The following is a 16,104-nucleotide window of genomic DNA, read 5'->3' as shown; positions in this document are numbered from 1 at the left end:
TATTTATTGGTGTCGCAAATACGGGCTCTCTTCTTTCATCAGGTGTCGTTGAGCGGTAAGATACATACAGAAGCCTGTTCTGCGGGCTTGTATGACGCCATAGCCAGCCTTTGAATATTTTGTTTCATCCAATCGGGAGAACTGAACCTTGGAACGACATCAAATTGGTTTTAAGCCATATCTGCTAGTGCTGAGTCTGGTTCTATTTCTGGTACAACCTCTACAGGCTGCAGAATGGGGGACGCTGACAGGGCAGTTTCTTTATACCGGAACGCCTTCGCAGCCCGTCAAACTTGACATCAGTCGGGATCAGGAAATCTGCGGCAAATTCAGCGACCAGATTGTGGATGAGTCGCTCGTCGTTGGGAAAAACGGTGGCCTCAAGAATGTCTTTGTTTATCTGCGTGAATCGAAGCTGAATGCCTCCCGGATTCATCCGAGTTATCAGGAATTGCCTGCTGAAGTGACGATTCAGAATAAAGGATGTATTTTCCAGCCTCATGTTGCGGGGCTCTGGGTCAAAAAGCAAAAATTACAGGCGGTGAATCGGGACCTGTGCGCCCATGGGTTTCAGGTTAAAGCCTACCGGAACAATAGTCTAAACCAGTTGCTGCCTCCGGAGGCAAAGCTGCAGCATCAGTTTGAATATGGAGAGAAACTTCCACTACGAATGAGTTGCAGCATACATCCCTGGCAAGAAGGCTGGCTGGTTGCCCTGAATCATCCCTATTTTTCGACCTCGAACGAGACAGGGCAATTTAAGATTGAGAATCTACCTGTGGGCAACTGGGAATTTCAGCTCTGGCATGAAAAAGCAGGCTATCTGGTTGCGAAAGATGAGTGGAAACGAGGGCGGATAAAGCTTAAAATTACAGCCGGTAATAATGATCTGGGCGTGATCAAGGTCACCCCCTCCATGTTCGCAGGAGAGTAGAAGCGAATCGATCATGCGACTACTAAGCTATAATATTCACAAAGGGATTGGCGGACGGGATCGGCGTTATCGGTTGGAACGCGTGATCAGCGTAATTGAGTCGGAAAACCCAGATATTGTCTGCCTGCATGAAGTGGATCGAAATGTAAAACGGTCCCGATTTAATAATCAGCCCAAAATCTTTGCTGAATATTTCAATATGCAGGAATCTCTGTACCAGTTGAATGTGAAATTGAAGACGGGCGGCTATGGAAACTTGATCCTGTCTCGTTGGCCGTTTCTGTCACAGCATCAGATTTCTCTGACGAACAAATGGCGCAAAGCCCGTGGTGCCCAGATTGTTGTTGTGGATTCCCCGGAAGGGCCATTTCAATTAGTCAACTTCCATTTGGGACTGGCAGAACGGGAACGGCATTGGCAAATTGATCACTTGCTGACACATCGCCTGTTTCAAGAAGGAAATGGGCATCCGGTGCTGATTGTCGGGGATACAAATGACTGGAGGAATACCCTGGCGAAGGGGACGTTTTCTGAGCATGAATTTGAAGAAGTTACCCATCCTCCCTCAAAGTTTCGGTCGTTTCCTGCATATATGCCCGTTGGTACTTTGGATAAAGCATTTGTTCGGGGTGAAATAGGTATCAGACATGCGAAGTTGTCTCGCTCGAAAATGTCGAGGGAAGCGTCTGACCATTTACCGCTGGTGATTGACTTTCATTTAAATGAGCACGCGCGTGACTTCATGAAAAAAGCAGAGCACTGAAAAATCAGTGCTCTGCTTGAATTATGCTGTTTTCGCACCCCGCTAAGCTCTACGGGAGCGATTCACGATTATTCAGCTTTTGAAGGTGGTTGCTCATCAGCTTTGATGAAATCACCGAATGTTTTGCCTTCCACTGGGCTAGGCATGCTTTCCGCATCTTTCAATGCTTTGATGATGATTTTCTTATCCGTCTGCTTCCGTTTTCCCAGACCTTTACCGACTGCTTTGGCGTAGTCGTTTTTCTCTTTTTTGGTTTTTCCAGGATGGCAGACGCCGCATTTTTTGGCGACCAGCATTTTGGAATCAGGATAGGTTTCAGCCCAGATCTTTTTAAAGTTAGGGCGTGCCTCAACTTCTTTGACAGAGCTGATTAGAGAAAGACCGGCGATTGCCAGGCCAAACAGTAGTGCTGTTTTCACGTTCATAAGTTTCCGCATAAAATTCCTCGTATTCTTCTAAAAAGTAAGTGACATCGAATCTTCTGAAAATCAGGTTAGAGCCAACCTGAAAAAATCAGTAAGTGGTTGCCCCGTATCACAAAAACTCAATTTGTTAATCACTAAGCTCTTGTTGTTACCTCTACATTAGAATTATCAGTTTCAGTGCTGTCAACGCCTCCAAGCGACTCGAATCAAGAATGATACATTTGAAAAAACAGTTTTCTCAAACCATAAAATTGATCAAACTTTGATTGGCAGGAATCCGTACAGTATTTCTTGGGGAGTCAGGACTAATCAGGTTGTAAGTCGTTTTGGGTGTTGATCTTAGTGAAGTAGTTGGTAGGATAGCTAGAACATGCTTTTGTGTGTATATATTTTCTCTGCAATTCAGTACGTTATTATAAGGTTGGTCGTTGGGCGTTTTAAAGAATTTTTTCAAAATAATTCGGCGTGAATTTTTCCCATCGGATGATGTTTGACGCTTCAAACGCCGCTTCCTTTATCATGATCGTTAATAATATCCCAGATTCCCTATGTGATCGCGCTTTCGATTAGAGGAGTTCAATGTGAGTGCATTAAGAAAGTTGTTTCCTGTTTTGATCGTGGTACTGTGCCTCTTTACTTCGCGGAGTATTGTGCAGGCCGATTCCAAGACCAGCCGACCGAATATCGTGATGATTATCTCAGATGACCAGTCTTGGAATGATTATGGTTTTATGGGCCATGAACATATTAAGACACCCCAACTGGATAAGCTGGCTTCTGAAAGTGCTGTTTTTAAACGCGGGTACGTTCCAACCAGTTTGTGCCGCCCCAGTTTGATGACGATGATTACGGGACTGTATCCGTGCCAGCATAAAATTACGGGCAATGATCCCCCGAAGGGAATGGATCGGCAGAAATTGTTAAAGCATGTACGCAGCGTGGATTGCCTGCCAACGATGCTGGGCAAGTTGGGCTATCAAAGTTTCCAGTCTGGCAAATGGTGGGAAGGCAATCCCACGAATGCCGGATTTACATCGGCGATGACACACGGTGATCCCAAACGGGGAGGCCGACATGGAGACCTGGGGCTGAAAGTGGGACGTGAAGGGATGGCCCCCGTTTATCAATTCCTGGATGATTGTGGGCAAGATCCGTTCTTCGTGTGGTATGCTCCGTTTCTGCCTCATACGCCTCACAATCCACCCAAGCGACTATTGGATAAATATCGCAGCCAAGAGCTGCCAATTGAATTGTCGTATTACTATGCAATGTGCGAATGGTTCGATGAGACCTGCGGCCAACTGTTAGACTACCTGGATAAAAAAGATCTTTCTAAAAACACAATTGTGGTATATGTGACTGATAATGGCTGGATTCAATATGTCCCAGCGAACGATCAGGAACGAAAAAAGATGAAACGTCGTTTTCGTTACGCTCCCAAATCCAAGCGTAGTCCCTATGACGGTGGTGTCCGCACTCCGATTATGATTCGCTGGCCTGATAAAATTAAGCCGGCAGAATATGACACTCTGGTCAGCAGTATTGACCTGGCGCCAACTCTGTTGAATGCCGTCGGTTTAAAGCCGACGAAAGCAATGGAAGGTATCAATCTGCTCGAAGTGATTAAGCAGGGGGGCAAAACAGAGCGTAAGGCGATTTTCGGTGACATCTATGAACATGATATGATTGATATCGACGACCCGTCTTCCAGTTTGAAATACCGTTGGTGCATAGAAGGCAAGTGGAAAGCCATTTTCCCCGGGCTGCGTCTGACTGGAGAGAAAGCCGAGCTGTTTGATCTTTCTCAAGATCCGTTCGAACGAACAAATATGGCTGCTAAAAATCCTGCTCAGTTGAAGCAGCTGCGGAATCTGACCGAGGCCTGGTGGGACGCGACTGCCAAATAGGATCAAGTGCTATTAATTGATCACCAGAGCAGGACCAAATCAGTCCCGCTCTGGTTGATCGAGCCACTTTTAAAGAACAGGATCGTTGAGATTAATGGTGATCCCAGTGTCCTGTCTGGTGGTAATCATAGTGCCCTGGCTGATAGTGAAAATGATTACCATGTCGATAGAATTGGCCGGGATGATAATCATAGTGGCTGGTGTCATGCCAGAATGAATGGCGTCTTCCATAATATTGCGGTGTGTAATTGTAACTCCGGTATCGGCGTCCACCATAGTACCCGTAACCATTTCCCAGGTTGACGTTGACTCTGAATCCCCCCGCTTCGGCTGTGGAAGTATTTCCGACGAATGCCAACCCTGCTACCGCGACGCAAACGATCAATAATTTTTTCATCTTTCTGTTCCTTAAAAGAAATTACCAAATGGTCTTCATTTTTCGACCGCTTCTAAGGAAGTGTAAAGAGCATCGATTATGCCAATTAGAGGGAGAATAACGTAAGTTTATTGTCAGGTAAGGTTTACTGATTATCTTGTTTATAAGACGTCCTGGAAAAATGAGATCAAACTGATAAAAATGTCATCAAAATGAGTATAGAAATGGGGCCTGGATCGGCAGAAACCGCAAGTATGACTTTAAGAGCGGGCGAAATGTGTTTCCGGCAGGAGCGATGGAATCAGCCATTTGTGCGAATGGTTAGCGCTTTAATGGGATCCAATAAGCGGCCGAAGTCGCGAACACATTCCATTGTAGACGTAATTTCATTCTGCAATTTTTCCGTATGCGAACCGTAGCCCAGTCTCCGCGCGAGAAATTCAAATTCTTCCTGGTCCTGAGGAGGGACGGTTAAGTCTTTGGCATTGCCACGAACCATTCGCAGGGCGTCAATTAAACGTCTGAGGAAGATATAAGCGTTTCGTAAATTTTGAAAATCAACGGGGCTGATCAAGCCCAGTTCTTTTAAGGCGCAAATTCCTTCGAGTGTGTTAGTCGTTCGCAGCATGGGATTGCGGTGACCATAGGTGATTTGCAGCCCTTGAATAATATATTCACAGTCAACGAGTCCTCCATCGCCGAGTTTGGCATTGATCGTGCCTCCTTTTACCAACTGCTGGATCTGTTTTTCCCGCATGGCCAGCATGGCTGCGACGTCGAATGGTTTCCCGGAATAAATAATATCATCGCGCATTCTGACGATGTCGTTTCCAAATCCGTCATCTGCTGCGATGGGGCGCAATTTTACTAAGGCCTGACGTTCATAAGGCCAGGCCGCTCCTTCATGGGAAAAGTAACTTTGGAACGCTTCTGCTGAAACAGCCAGACTTCCAGCCTGCCCGTAAGGGCGAAGCCGCAAATCGATTTGGAAAATTCCCTCGCTGCGGGTCTTAATCATCTTAGTGAATCTTTCGACCAGTTTCAGGTAGTATTCATTATTCGTAATGACTTCCGGGCCTGTCGTCTGACCTGTGCCTTCATAGATAAACATCAACTCGATATCGGAAGCAAAGCCGAGCTCGCGGCCTCCACATTTCCCTAAAGCGCAAATCGATAAACGACAGGGACCGTCTGATTCGAGATGGGGAACGCCATAGCGTTCTTCGAGTTGTTGATTACAGATTTCATAAGCGCCCTGGACAACAACTTCTGCGACGTCTGTCAGTTCTTCCGAGAATTGACCGAATTCGGAAATGTGTCCAAGGATGTGACGCATATCTGTACGTAACATTTCCCGGTCTTTAAAGGCATTCAACTTTTCCTGTTGTTCTTCGAACGAAGATGCCTGTGCTAGATCACGGGCGAGTTCAGTTTTGAGCTCTTCGAACGAAATTCGATGTTTCAGTTCTTCGACATTGGTCACCACAGGAAAGAGATTGGAGTGCTGCAAACGCAAGAAGTCTTCCCAGAGGAAATCGCTCACGCCGAGCAGTCTGGCCAGCGCGCTGAGCACACTCGTGCGTTCGAGGGAAGAAATTTCTTCCACCCAGTTGGGCTGTTTAAACAGATGTTCGAGAAATTCACGAAAATGCAGCAACGCTGCTTCCGGATTGGGGGAGCGAGGCAGCAGGTGGGTAAAATGCTTGATGAGCACAACGGCCGCCCTCAAGCCCTGTTGTTGTTCTTCAGAACTGATTTTTTCGCCTTTATCATCCGTCACATACAGGACGTCTCTGGCTTTATTTCCTTCTGAATCGATGACCATGCGTGCGATATCAATGCCGCTCATGGAGAGGGCGTTGGTCAGTTCATATAAGAAGCCGATGGTGTCTTCGGATTCAATGCGCAGAATGGTGTGTCTGCTGTCGGTTTCATTATCGAGTTCAATTTCGACCGGATACAGTACCTGACTGGCCTGAGACAGATCACGCAGGGCTGCCGCGACGCGTTTGGCCAATTCGCCGACGGCTTCCTGAATTTTTCCTGTCGCGACTTTACTCAGCAGTTCTGTTAAGTCGGCTTTGTAATCTGTCCAGATCGTGGGGAGTATCAGTTCTTCTGGCGATTTCACATCAAGCACAATCACAAACTTCCGCGTGCTTTTTGAGTTCTCCCCGGTTTGGGAAGAACGGCTCCGGGACGAGCTGGCAGGTTTGACTTTCTGGTTCGTAAACAGGTGCCCTTTTTGAATATCAAAGCCATAGACAAACAGTAAACCGCAGATTAACGATAAGTCTCCGGTCTGATCGAAGCCGACCATGGTGAGCCGCAACTGGTTATCGGGAATTTTTTCTGTTACGAGTTCGACAATGTTGGAGTCGCCCAGTTTTTTGGCCATCTGACTGTGTTTTTCGATTTCAGATTCGTTAAACACTTTAGAGTAAGATGCAGCCATCATCCCGAGCAGGTGACTTTCCTGTTCCGAGTCAGCCGTCTGGTCTGTGTCATTCTGCTCGGATGGGGCGTGAATGTACTTTTTAAATATATTTCTGACGGCCTTGCGATGTTGTTCGTAGTATTGGACTAACTGGTTTCCGTCCGGGAAATCGAGCCGCCGTGCCAGGTATGCCAGTTCCCGTTCATCGGTCGGCATATGGTGTTCCTGGTTGTAGTGCATCAATTGTAGAGCGTGTTCAATTTTTCGAAAAAAGACATAGCCGCTGGTTAAATGCTGGTATTCATCAGCTTGAATCAGACCGTGGTCAACTAACCTGACGAGACCATCAAGTGTATTGATACTGCGGATGGCGGAATACTGTGCACCATTGGCCATTTGCAGGTACTGCGTGGTGAATTCGACATCGCGGATTGAGCCTTTGCCCGATTTGACTTCGCCCCAGTCTTTGCCCTTTTTTTTGAGTGTTGTTTCGATGCGCTGCTTCATCTCCAGAACATTTTTTCGGACTTCTTCCGGATCACAGTTAAAAATCTGTGGTTCAATCCGGCGAAAGAATTCGACTCCCAGTTTCTGGTTGCCGGCAATCACGCGGGCTTTCAGCATGGCCTGTTTTTCCCACAGGCGTCCATGTTTGGCAAAATAATCTACATATGCGTCAACGGTTGTTACGAGCGCTCCTGATCGGCCCCAGGGACGCAATCGCATATCCACACGATACAGGAAACCTTCCGACGTAGACTCCATTAATGATTTAATGAGCCGCTGCCCCAATTGCCAATATTGTGTCGAATTGTCTCCGGCGATAAATACGAGGTCGATGTCAGAGCTGTAGTTCAACTCTTCACCTCCCAGTTTTCCAAACGCGAGGACAGCAAAATCGTCAAGCGGTAGTTCCATCTCTTCCGCGAGAATGGTCAGGCAGGTTTGAACAAGCCCGTCAGCAAGGAGCGAAAGTTGGACTGTGATATTTTTGAGGTCCATCAGGCCGAACGTATCACAGGCCCCAATTCTGAGCAGCTCCCAGCGCTGGAAACGGCGTAAGATGTCGAACTTTTCTGCAGTCGTCTTGGATTCCTGGCGTGTGGCTGCCATTGCTTCCGAGAAAAACTGCTGCTGGCTTTTGAACTCTGCAATCCGATTGTAGCGGGTCAGTCGTTCCAGGTAATCCGGATTTTTTAACAGAATTTCTGTCAAGAACTGACTGCCGACAAATAATCTGACCAGAATTTCCACCGCGCGGGGATTATGTGTGAGAAAGCTCAACATCTCTTCCGGTTGTGAGACACTGTGCATAAAGCGTTCAAAATTGATGAGTGATCCATCAGGAGTGGCGGCATCGGTGAGTGCCTGTAATAGCGTGGGCAAGATCTGTGTGAGTTCTTCACGCACGTGAGGTGTGGTGCACAATTCCCGGAATCGGATCAGGGCACGTTCCTGATCAGTGAAACCAATCTGAGAAAGTAACAACTGAATGTCTTCATCCGTAATAGGGACAGCTGGATCAAGTAATTTTGCAACATTATTGTGCATGACGGGTTTGTTCATAAGATTGGCGGAACCTGACAGTGGAGGTGCCTGGGAGTTCAGGATTCAAGTTGATAACGGAACATTCGAATGAGAGAGAATTTAACGGCCAGGGATTTCAGCAAGTTACCTCTTATTCCATGAATGCAGCTTACGAAAGTGTAGCGATATGTGCTGTTGTATTATAGACAGAATGAGATTCAAAAGAAGCTACTGTAAACCTGAATTTAGAGTGAAATCGGCGAGGTGGTCCATTTTTTTTATTTACATAAGCGTAAAAATCAAGCAGAACACAGTAGGTGTTCCCGGAATCAGAAACGTTCCTCTCGGTAGACTTCTTTACGTGTATGGCTGAAAACGGTCTGTTTGCGGCGTCTCTCTGGTTTCTGGTTGATTTTCGCATCGCACTATTCTACGCTTGAAATGAGAAGCAGAAGCTTCGTGAGTTGCTTAACAAGATCCAGATTTGAGCTTAATTGAGAAAAGAAAACCATGGAACATCTTCAATTCAGTCGTCGCGAATTTTTGGCACAAACATTGTGTGGAGTGGGGGCAGCTGCTGTGGCCGGTTCCACGTTTGCAGCCGGAGAGAAGTTTCCTCCGATGCGGGTCATCACCAAAGGGCCGCGGCACCACTGGTTTGGATATTACGACAAGTTGCAATTTGATCCGACCAGTCGATATGTGCTCGGTATGGAAGTGGCGTTTGAACATCGTTCACCCCGGGCAGATGATGTGATCAAAGTGGGCATGGTCGATCTCAAGGACAATGATCGCTGGATTGAGTTGGGTGAGTCTTCCGCCTGGAACTGGCAGCAGGGATGTATGCTGCAATGGATGCCCGGAACCGATTCAACCATTATCTGGAACGATCGGGAAGACGGTCAGTTTGTCAGCCGGATTCTGGATGTGAAAACCGGCAAAGGCCGTACGGTTCCTTCGCCGATTTATTCGGTCAGCCCCGATGGTAAGACGGCGGTCACACCTGATTTTCGACGGATTCAGGATGTACGTCCTGGTTATGGCTATCCCGGATTTCCGGATCCTAATTTTAAGGATCTGGCGCCGAAAGATTCCGGGATATTCCGGGTCGATCTCGAAACGGGAAAATCGACGATGATTCTTTCATTGGACGAAATTTCCAAAACAGGCACGATTCCCAAACAGCAAAAAGACATCAAGCATTATTTTAACCATCTGCTGTTCAGTCCGGATGGATCTCGATTCATTACATTACATCGCTGGCAGTATCCCAATGGAAAACGGCTGTCACGGATGATCACTGCCAAACCGGATGGAAGTGATGTGCGTGTTGTGGTTGATAATGGTTTCGTTTCTCATTTTATCTGGCGGGATCCAGAGCACATTCTGACTCAATCTAAAGCGACTCCCGACAGTCGATCATGGGGCGATTTTCTAGTCCGTGATGAGACGGGGGCAAAACTGAACGAAGTCGGGAAAGGGGTGCTCGACGGTGGCGGACACTTAACCTATCTGCCCGGCAATGAGTGGATCTTGAATGATACCTATCCCAAAGGTAAAGAGCGGATTCAGACGCCTCACCTGTATCATGTCGCATCAGGCAAACGAATTGATCTGGGACACTTTCATTCGCCAAAGGTCTATACCGGTGAATGGCGAGTCGATACGCATCCTCGATTCAGCCCCGATGCGCGTTATGTGTGTATCGACAGCCCACACAAAAACGAAGGCCGGCAATTGCATTTGATAGATATTTCCGGGATTGTGGGGACTTCCTGATCCGAAAAAATGACCTCGAAAGCGAAAGCCAGTTTATTCAGTACTGACTTTTGTTTCGTTTTTTTCTGATTCTGATTTTTCCGCGTCTAATTTCTCTTCGGGGATCGCTTCTTGCGTGATCTTGAGCTGATAGAATTTATTACGCGTTAAAGCGCGTTCCAGCGCACCGTTGTCGACGGCACTTCGATTGATAAACGAGATCTCTTTTCGGTACGGATTAAACTGAAATGAAGACTGCTCGACCCAGACGAAGCCTTTCAAGCTGCGCTGTGCTGATGCTTTCGCGTTCTTACCGCTATACACACCGTATTGGATAACATATTTCTGTCTGGTTGTGGAAGCGGGTTTTCCTGTCACTGGTTGAGTGGAACGAGGTGTGTTTGATTTGGGACTGGAGGCTCCTGCAGCACCATTCATTGCCAGATCAGCATCCGTGAGGTCTATCTTTTCGGCAGTCACAATCAGGCCGGCAGTGAATAATGCCTGGATTACTTTCCGCTGAATCTCTGATTTATCCCCGATGCCTTTTAGTTTGATGTTAACCCATTTTTTGTCATAGTTAATCACTAAGGAATCGGGTACGTAGCGATCAATTTGTTTGAGATTGACTTCGGCAATTTGGGGTGAAGCATTTCTGTTGAATCTGCCTTTAATCAATGATCGGATCCGAAAGGTCAGGAAATTATCATCCATGATCCGAGTGTTCGGATTATTATTGATCTGTGAGATAGACAGTGTCTGGCCGTCGAGCTTCACAGCTCGAGTAAGTCTATTGTCAGCAAATTTCTGAGCGATGTCTGCGGGGAGATCTCCCAAATACTGAAAACTGAGAGTCATCTCCGTTAGATCAAGATTGATAGACTCTTTGACGTATTGGGGCACAATCTCTTTCAGGCCTGATTGGACTTTTGATTCAATCGATTTCTTCCAGAAATCGGGTTTCGATTGAATTGCTTTCGTATAAAAATCATCGAAGCCAATGACTTTCAATTTCACCTTGTGTCGATTGAGATCCATCTGAAATGGAGTCGGTGTGGGAACGGCAGGGTTACCTGTGGTACCAGCCATTTTTGAGTTTGGTGATGAGGGCTTGGTCTTCGCAACAATTTTTTTAATCCATTCAATTCCCTGGGGAAGTCCTTCTGAAATCATGCTCTGGTAATGATCTCCACCAGTGCCGACGACAAATTCTACATCAGTGCCTTGTCGCTTTAGCTGATTGGCAAAGTTTTGGGTATCTGCAAATGAAGTTACCTGGTCCTGCCGGGCATGAAATAAAAATACGGGACAAGTCAGGCTGGTGATATGCGTCTTCGGAGAACTTTTTTTGATGAAGTCTTCGACCCCCGGAAGAAGTTGTTTGATTTCAGCGAGATGTGGTTTGAAATTATTTTCCAGATCAACCGAAGGTGCATAAGCCAGACAGCCTTTTATCTGGGGGTAATGTTCGGCAAACAGGAGAGACAACGTGCCGGCAGAACTGTGCCCTGCGATGAAGACTTTGTTCTTGTCGATTCCCGGTATCACGGCCTGTGTTTCGAGAAAGGCGCGGAGACAGTTTACCAGCCCCGCCTTGCTGTTTTGAAATGCTTCGTAGGCATTTCGCAAATCGATATTATTCGATTCTTCTCCTTTCAAGAGAGGCCCATCAATGGAAAAGGTGACGACAGCAAAACCGGCTTTGATGTAGGGTTCGTGTTCCGGGTTCGGAATCAGGTCGGGAGGATCAATCTCCATGCCACTCAGAAGATTAGAACCAGCGGGGGGAATAATCACACAGGGGACAGGTGATGCCGGATCAATACCGGGGGGAAGGTAAACTCGGAATTTCATCTTGCTGTTCGCAGGCGGTTTACCAGGGGAGAAGGCTGAGCTTGTCACCTCATATACATTGGCAATCGAGCCGGTCTCTGTTTCAAGGTACGTATTGGAACCTCTGACGCCTGCTGTCGGCCAGCTCATGAGAACCGGCTTCGCATCCGACAAATCAAATTTTGAACCTGGAAGACGTCCCGGTTTTATCAAATCATGTGGATTGGTATCTGGCTTTTGCTTTATGTTTTCAAGAAGTTTTTCATTAATTTCACGATGTTTTTCAATGTCTTTCACCAGTTCTGGGGGCAGGTCTGGATTTTGTGCCTCGGCGTTTTGGGAGGGAGATGAACGAAATGAAAATGTAAACAAATATGAAACCATGATTAATATCACGCTGCCGGCAATGACTCCTGTTTCTCGCTTTGTTTCTTCAAAACGGGAAATTCCGTAGTAGATAATGTAGAATGGAATGACCAGGCAAAGCAGATGTTCCGTGCTGCTTTCCCTGCCGGCTTCGGATAAGAGTGCTAACCCGCCAGCAATCAAACATCCCATCGCAATCAGCACAGACAAGATAAAGGCAAAGAAGATCAAACTGGATTGCAGGAGAAACAACACCAGGTTCAACCCAAGCAAAACGAGAAATAGCCCGATCAGTGCAGGAGAGAGCCCATAATCGGCGAGCGAGAACCTGGGTTCGTAGCTGATTGGGGGAGTGGCCGGCTTTGCTTTCTTTCTGTCGGTAGCAGCTTTAATGGTGGCAGGCCTGGGAATCGCAAAAGGGGTTTCGCATTTCGGGCAGGACATTTTTTTTCCGAAAGCGGATTTGCTTTTGAGCTTTATCGTGGCCCTGCAATGAGGGCATTTGATCGTTAGTGGATCAATCATCAAACGAAATCTTTGGCTGGTAGACCATCAGTTACAAAAGAAAAGCACTGGGCAAATTTAACCCAGTGCTTCATGTTACTGTGTGAGGGTACATGGTGCAAATGTTGATTTCGATTCTACCTGGCTCAGTTTAGCGTAAGAGCTGCTCTTCTTCGATTTCCGGTTTGTGGTGTTTGTCCACAACGATTTCCCGAAGTTCGCGTACTTCCTGTTTCAGTTCCCGCACTTCGTTTCTCAGTTGATGCAGTAATTCGTGAAGTTCCTGATGCGCGGGGGGATGGTGTTCATGATGTCTGTCACGTTCGATCTGTGCGTGCAGATGGTGCTCCTGCTCTTTCGCCTCGCGGTGGATCTGACGAGCCATATCATGCATGCCCGCTTCTTCCAAGTGGCGGGCTGCGACGTGCATGTTTTCGATCCGATGTTTGTGCTGTTGGAGTTGGTGTTCTCGCTCTCTCATTGCTTCCCGGTGCCGCTCCTCTTCCCGTCGATGATCGGCGTCATGGGGGCGTTCGGCGAGGAGCAGTTCTGATTCGGGTTCTCGTCTGTCAGAATGTTGTTCTCTGTCTGCCCTGTGTTCCATGAATTGTTGAATCGCGTCAAAGAGCGGGTCTTGCTCAGCGCTTTCAGGCGTCTGGGCGTTGACTTGAGTTTGAGTAGACACGGGCGAATCAAACTTAAGAATACAGGCAACAAACAAAACGATGAATACAGTAGCGAGCGTCGATTTCATGATTTCCATTTCCTTATTGATACCAGAGGGCATAGGAAGAACTGCTACGAAACTCAGGATTTACCTGAGGCGCGATTATCATAACAGGATCTGATCCGGGCGTCGAGATTTGTACTGAAATCGGACTCGGGAACGTACGGTGATTCGCCAAGTCTGGTTCAAAACTCGTTAAGCAGAACGTTGACGGACCTGTGCACTCAGCAGATTCTGATAGATTGGACAGGTTTCAACCAGTGTACTGTGGGGACCTGTTGCGACGACTTTACCAGAGTCCATAACAACAATCCGGGTTGCAAATTCGAGTAGGCTCTGGCCGACCGAGTGAGTGATAATGAACACCGTTCGTCCCGGGGCAAAATCCTTCAATGCTTTGTGGATCAGGATTTCGCTTTGAGAGTCGATGGCGGACGTGGCTTCGTCGAGAATCAGAATTTCCGGGTCACGCAGAATCGCTCGTGCCAGTGCGATGCGTTGTCGTTGGCCGCCGGAGAGTTCATGTCCCTTTTCGCCCACGTTATATAGCAGCCCATCGGGAAGTTGCTCAGCGAATTGCAGCACATGTGATTTTTTAGCAACGGATTCAATTTCCAGACGACTGGCAGAAGGCCGACCGTAGCGGATATTTTCCAGGATTGAATCATCAAACAGCATCGTTTCCTGCGAGACAACACCGATATGATTGCGCAGTTCTTTCAAGCGAATATCGCGAATATCAATTTCGTTGACAAAGATATTCCCTTTATCCGGGTCATAGAACCGGGGGAGCAGATTCACCAACGTCGATTTGCCGGAGCCATTTTCTCCGACCACCAGAACGACTTCTCCTGCGCCAATTTCCAGATTGACGCCATCCAGAATCGGCTCATTGTTTCTGGTAGACTCTTTGCGTTGTGCGTAAGTAAAGTCGATTTTGTTGAACCGGATGGTATCCAGTTTTGCAGGAAAACGTTCAGGGTTTTCCGCTTCTTTAACCAGTGATTCGCGATCGATAATCGTGAAGATCCGTTCGAGAGCCGCGACGGTCTTTTTTAGTTTTGAATAGACTGATGACATTTTTCGAGCAGGATCGGAAATTCCCGCCAGTAAAGCATACATCATAGAGAGGGTAGCGATATCCATTGGTGCTGAGGCCAGTTGAATGCCCCAGATTTCTGTTTTTCCACGTAAGACGAGATAGGAACCGGGGATGAGCGCGATGAAAATCGCCATCAGGCCTAACATTTCCGTGGTCGGACTCGTTAAGGAATCGATCCGCAGGATGCGCAAGGCTTTCTTGAAAAACTCTTTATTCTCATGATGGAATCGATTGCGGTGTTTGCGGGCGCCATTAAAGGCGATGATGACTTTTGAACTATCAAACGATTCTTCCAGTGTTTTATAGATCCGCGACATGCTTTCCATCATTTTCTGGCTAGCATGTTTCAGTGTTTTCCCGATTTTGTAAAACACAATCGCGATCAGCGGCGCAAAGACAAACGAGAGCAACGTCAGTCGCCAGTTGACCATAAATGCAAAGATCACACAGGCCAACGCTTTAAGTGGTTCACGTATAATTTTGCCACCCATCAGGGTCAGGCCTTGGGAAAGCTGCTGCATGTCAAACGTGAAACGCGACATGAGCGATGCGGTCCCCTCATCGGAAATACTTTGATAATCGAGATCCAGCGCTTTGCGAAAACATTCTTTACGAATCGACATCGTGACCAGCTCGACGACGCCACCAACCATGACGTCTTGCGTAAAGATGCAGATGCCTTTTATGAGTGTCGTGATTAATAGTAGTCCCAGGATCAGCACGAACGTATCAAACTGGTCATCAGGAACGTGACTGAGAATTTTCGACTGAATCCATTTGAGCGCTAAAAGTTTGCGCGAAGCATTACTGAGTTTGCGTTGTTGTCGGGAATGCTCGCTCAATAAATTGACGGGTGCGGCTGCCAGATCCGTTTGTGTTAATTCGTCGTGCGCGGCGTTGTCTGGCTGATTTTCTTTTGCGTTTTGTAAATGAATCGAATTGGCAAGGTCTTTCAGAACATCCTGTTTTTTCTGAATCTCGTCTTCTGTCGCAATCACTTCATTTTGGACATAACCACTCAGACTTTCCCCTTGCAACAAGACTTTCACAACCAGAAATGTGACGGAGAGATTTGCCCCCCAGAGAATGGCTACCAGAATTGCGAAAAAGAAAGAGGCAACCAGGCGCCGACGGTAAGGCCAGACATAGTGCAAGATTCTCGTAAGGCTGTTCACAGGATTCACTCTGGTTTTGAGGTAAGGCGTGTGTTGTTAAGTCATATCCAGGAAACAACTTGTGTTCCTGGTTCAGTTGCAGATTTCCGTGTCCACTCAGTCTGGTGACAAAGAGGCACTCTGATGGAAAACGCGAATTAAACTAAGAAAACGAATTCAGGTCCAGATGAGATTTGAAGATATGTTAAAATGAACACTTTGAGAGGCAGTAGTAGCCGAGCCCTGATTTCAGAATTGCGAACATATTGTCGCTGTGTTGTGTCGTGGGAA

At 47.1% G+C, this 16,104-nt stretch carries 10 protein-coding genes; 4 read left to right on the top strand and 6 right to left on the bottom strand.

From position 1 onward, the window contains the following. Positions 1-148 precede the first annotated feature (148 nt). Positions 149-934: a hypothetical protein gene (locus tag Pan241w_RS21375; RefSeq protein ID WP_145219751.1), complete on the top strand. Its 786-nt coding sequence runs from the start codon at positions 149-151 to the stop codon at positions 932-934. 13 nt (positions 935-947) lie between these two features. Continuing rightward, positions 948-1,697: an endonuclease/exonuclease/phosphatase family protein gene (locus tag Pan241w_RS21370; RefSeq protein ID WP_145219749.1), complete on the top strand. Its 750-nt coding sequence runs from the start codon at positions 948-950 to the stop codon at positions 1,695-1,697. Positions 1,698-1,765: 68 nt separating this feature from the next. Here Pan241w_RS21370 and Pan241w_RS21365 read toward each other — a convergent pair whose 3' ends face one another. Continuing rightward, positions 1,766-2,134 carry a hypothetical protein gene (locus Pan241w_RS21365; RefSeq protein WP_145219747.1) on the bottom strand — a complete coding sequence of 123 codons (369 nt, stop codon included), beginning with the start codon at positions 2,132-2,134 and terminating at the stop codon, positions 1,766-1,768. A gap of 569 nt (positions 2,135-2,703) precedes the next feature. On the opposite strand from Pan241w_RS21365, the gene Pan241w_RS21360 reads away from it, so the two are divergent. Further along, entirely contained in the window at positions 2,704-4,029 is a 1,326-nt protein-coding gene (locus Pan241w_RS21360; RefSeq protein ID WP_198000066.1) for a sulfatase family protein, read from the top strand. A gap of 91 nt (positions 4,030-4,120) precedes the next feature. On the opposite strand, the gene Pan241w_RS21355 is transcribed toward Pan241w_RS21360, so the two are convergent. Both Pan241w_RS21355 and Pan241w_RS21350 read right to left on the bottom strand, forming a co-directional pair. Beyond that, positions 4,121-4,426, bottom strand: a complete 306-nt coding sequence (locus tag Pan241w_RS21355; RefSeq protein ID WP_198000065.1) for a hypothetical protein — start codon at positions 4,424-4,426, stop codon at positions 4,121-4,123. A 280-nt stretch (positions 4,427-4,706) separates the two neighbouring features. Further along, complete coding sequence (locus Pan241w_RS21350; protein WP_232107225.1) at positions 4,707-8,408, bottom strand: [protein-PII] uridylyltransferase family protein; 3,702 nt, start codon at positions 8,406-8,408, stop codon at positions 4,707-4,709. A 471-nt stretch (positions 8,409-8,879) separates the two neighbouring features. On the opposite strand from Pan241w_RS21350, the gene Pan241w_RS21345 reads away from it, so the two are divergent. Beyond that, positions 8,880-10,148 carry a hypothetical protein gene (locus tag Pan241w_RS21345; RefSeq protein WP_145219745.1) on the top strand — a complete coding sequence of 423 codons (1,269 nt, stop codon included), beginning with the start codon at positions 8,880-8,882 and terminating at the stop codon, positions 10,146-10,148. Positions 10,149-10,181: 33 nt separating this feature from the next. Here the strand turns inward: Pan241w_RS21345 and Pan241w_RS21340 are convergent, their stop codons facing one another. The 3 genes from Pan241w_RS21340 to Pan241w_RS21330 all read right to left on the bottom strand — a co-directional run bounded on the left by Pan241w_RS21340 (position 10,182) and on the right by Pan241w_RS21330 (position 15,834). Then, positions 10,182-12,770, bottom strand: coding sequence for an alpha/beta hydrolase family protein (locus Pan241w_RS21340; protein ID WP_198000064.1), 2,589 nt, complete (start codon positions 12,768-12,770; stop codon positions 10,182-10,184). 211 nt (positions 12,771-12,981) lie between these two features. Beyond that, positions 12,982-13,584 carry a hypothetical protein gene (locus Pan241w_RS21335; protein ID WP_145219741.1) on the bottom strand — a complete coding sequence of 201 codons (603 nt, stop codon included), beginning with the start codon at positions 13,582-13,584 and terminating at the stop codon, positions 12,982-12,984. Positions 13,585-13,752: 168 nt separating this feature from the next. Then, on the bottom strand, positions 13,753-15,834 hold the full coding sequence (locus Pan241w_RS21330; RefSeq protein WP_198000063.1) for an ABC transporter ATP-binding protein: 2,082 nt from the start codon (positions 15,832-15,834) through the stop codon (positions 13,753-13,755). Between the last annotated feature and the right edge of the window lie 270 nt (positions 15,835-16,104).

The sequence above is a fragment of the Gimesia alba genome (genome assembly GCF_007744675.1).
GTDB classification, from domain to species: Bacteria; Planctomycetota; Planctomycetia; order Planctomycetales; family Planctomycetaceae; genus Gimesia; species Gimesia alba.
This window is presented reverse-complemented; position numbering and strand designations above follow the sequence as displayed.

Excerpts from the sequence above, each read along its gene's own strand:
- Pan241w_RS21335 (WP_145219741.1), bottom strand. The coding sequence starts at position 13,584 with ATGAAATCGACGCTCGCTACTGTATTCATCGTTTTGTTTGTTGCCTGT.
- Pan241w_RS21355 (WP_198000065.1), bottom strand. The coding sequence starts at position 4,426 with ATGAAAAAATTATTGATCGTTTGCGTCGCGGTAGCAGGGTTGGCATTC.
- Pan241w_RS21340 (WP_198000064.1), bottom strand. The coding sequence starts at position 12,770 with ATGTCCTGCCCGAAATGCGAAACCCCTTTTGCGATTCCCAGGCCTGCC.
- Pan241w_RS21345 (WP_145219745.1), top strand. The coding sequence starts at position 8,880 with ATGGAACATCTTCAATTCAGTCGTCGCGAATTTTTGGCACAAACATTG.
- Pan241w_RS21350 (WP_232107225.1), bottom strand. The coding sequence starts at position 8,408 with ATGAACAAACCCGTCATGCACAATAATGTTGCAAAATTACTTGATCCA.
- Pan241w_RS21370 (WP_145219749.1), top strand. The coding sequence starts at position 948 with ATGCGACTACTAAGCTATAATATTCACAAAGGGATTGGCGGACGGGAT.
- Pan241w_RS21365 (WP_145219747.1), bottom strand. The coding sequence starts at position 2,134 with ATGCGGAAACTTATGAACGTGAAAACAGCACTACTGTTTGGCCTGGCA.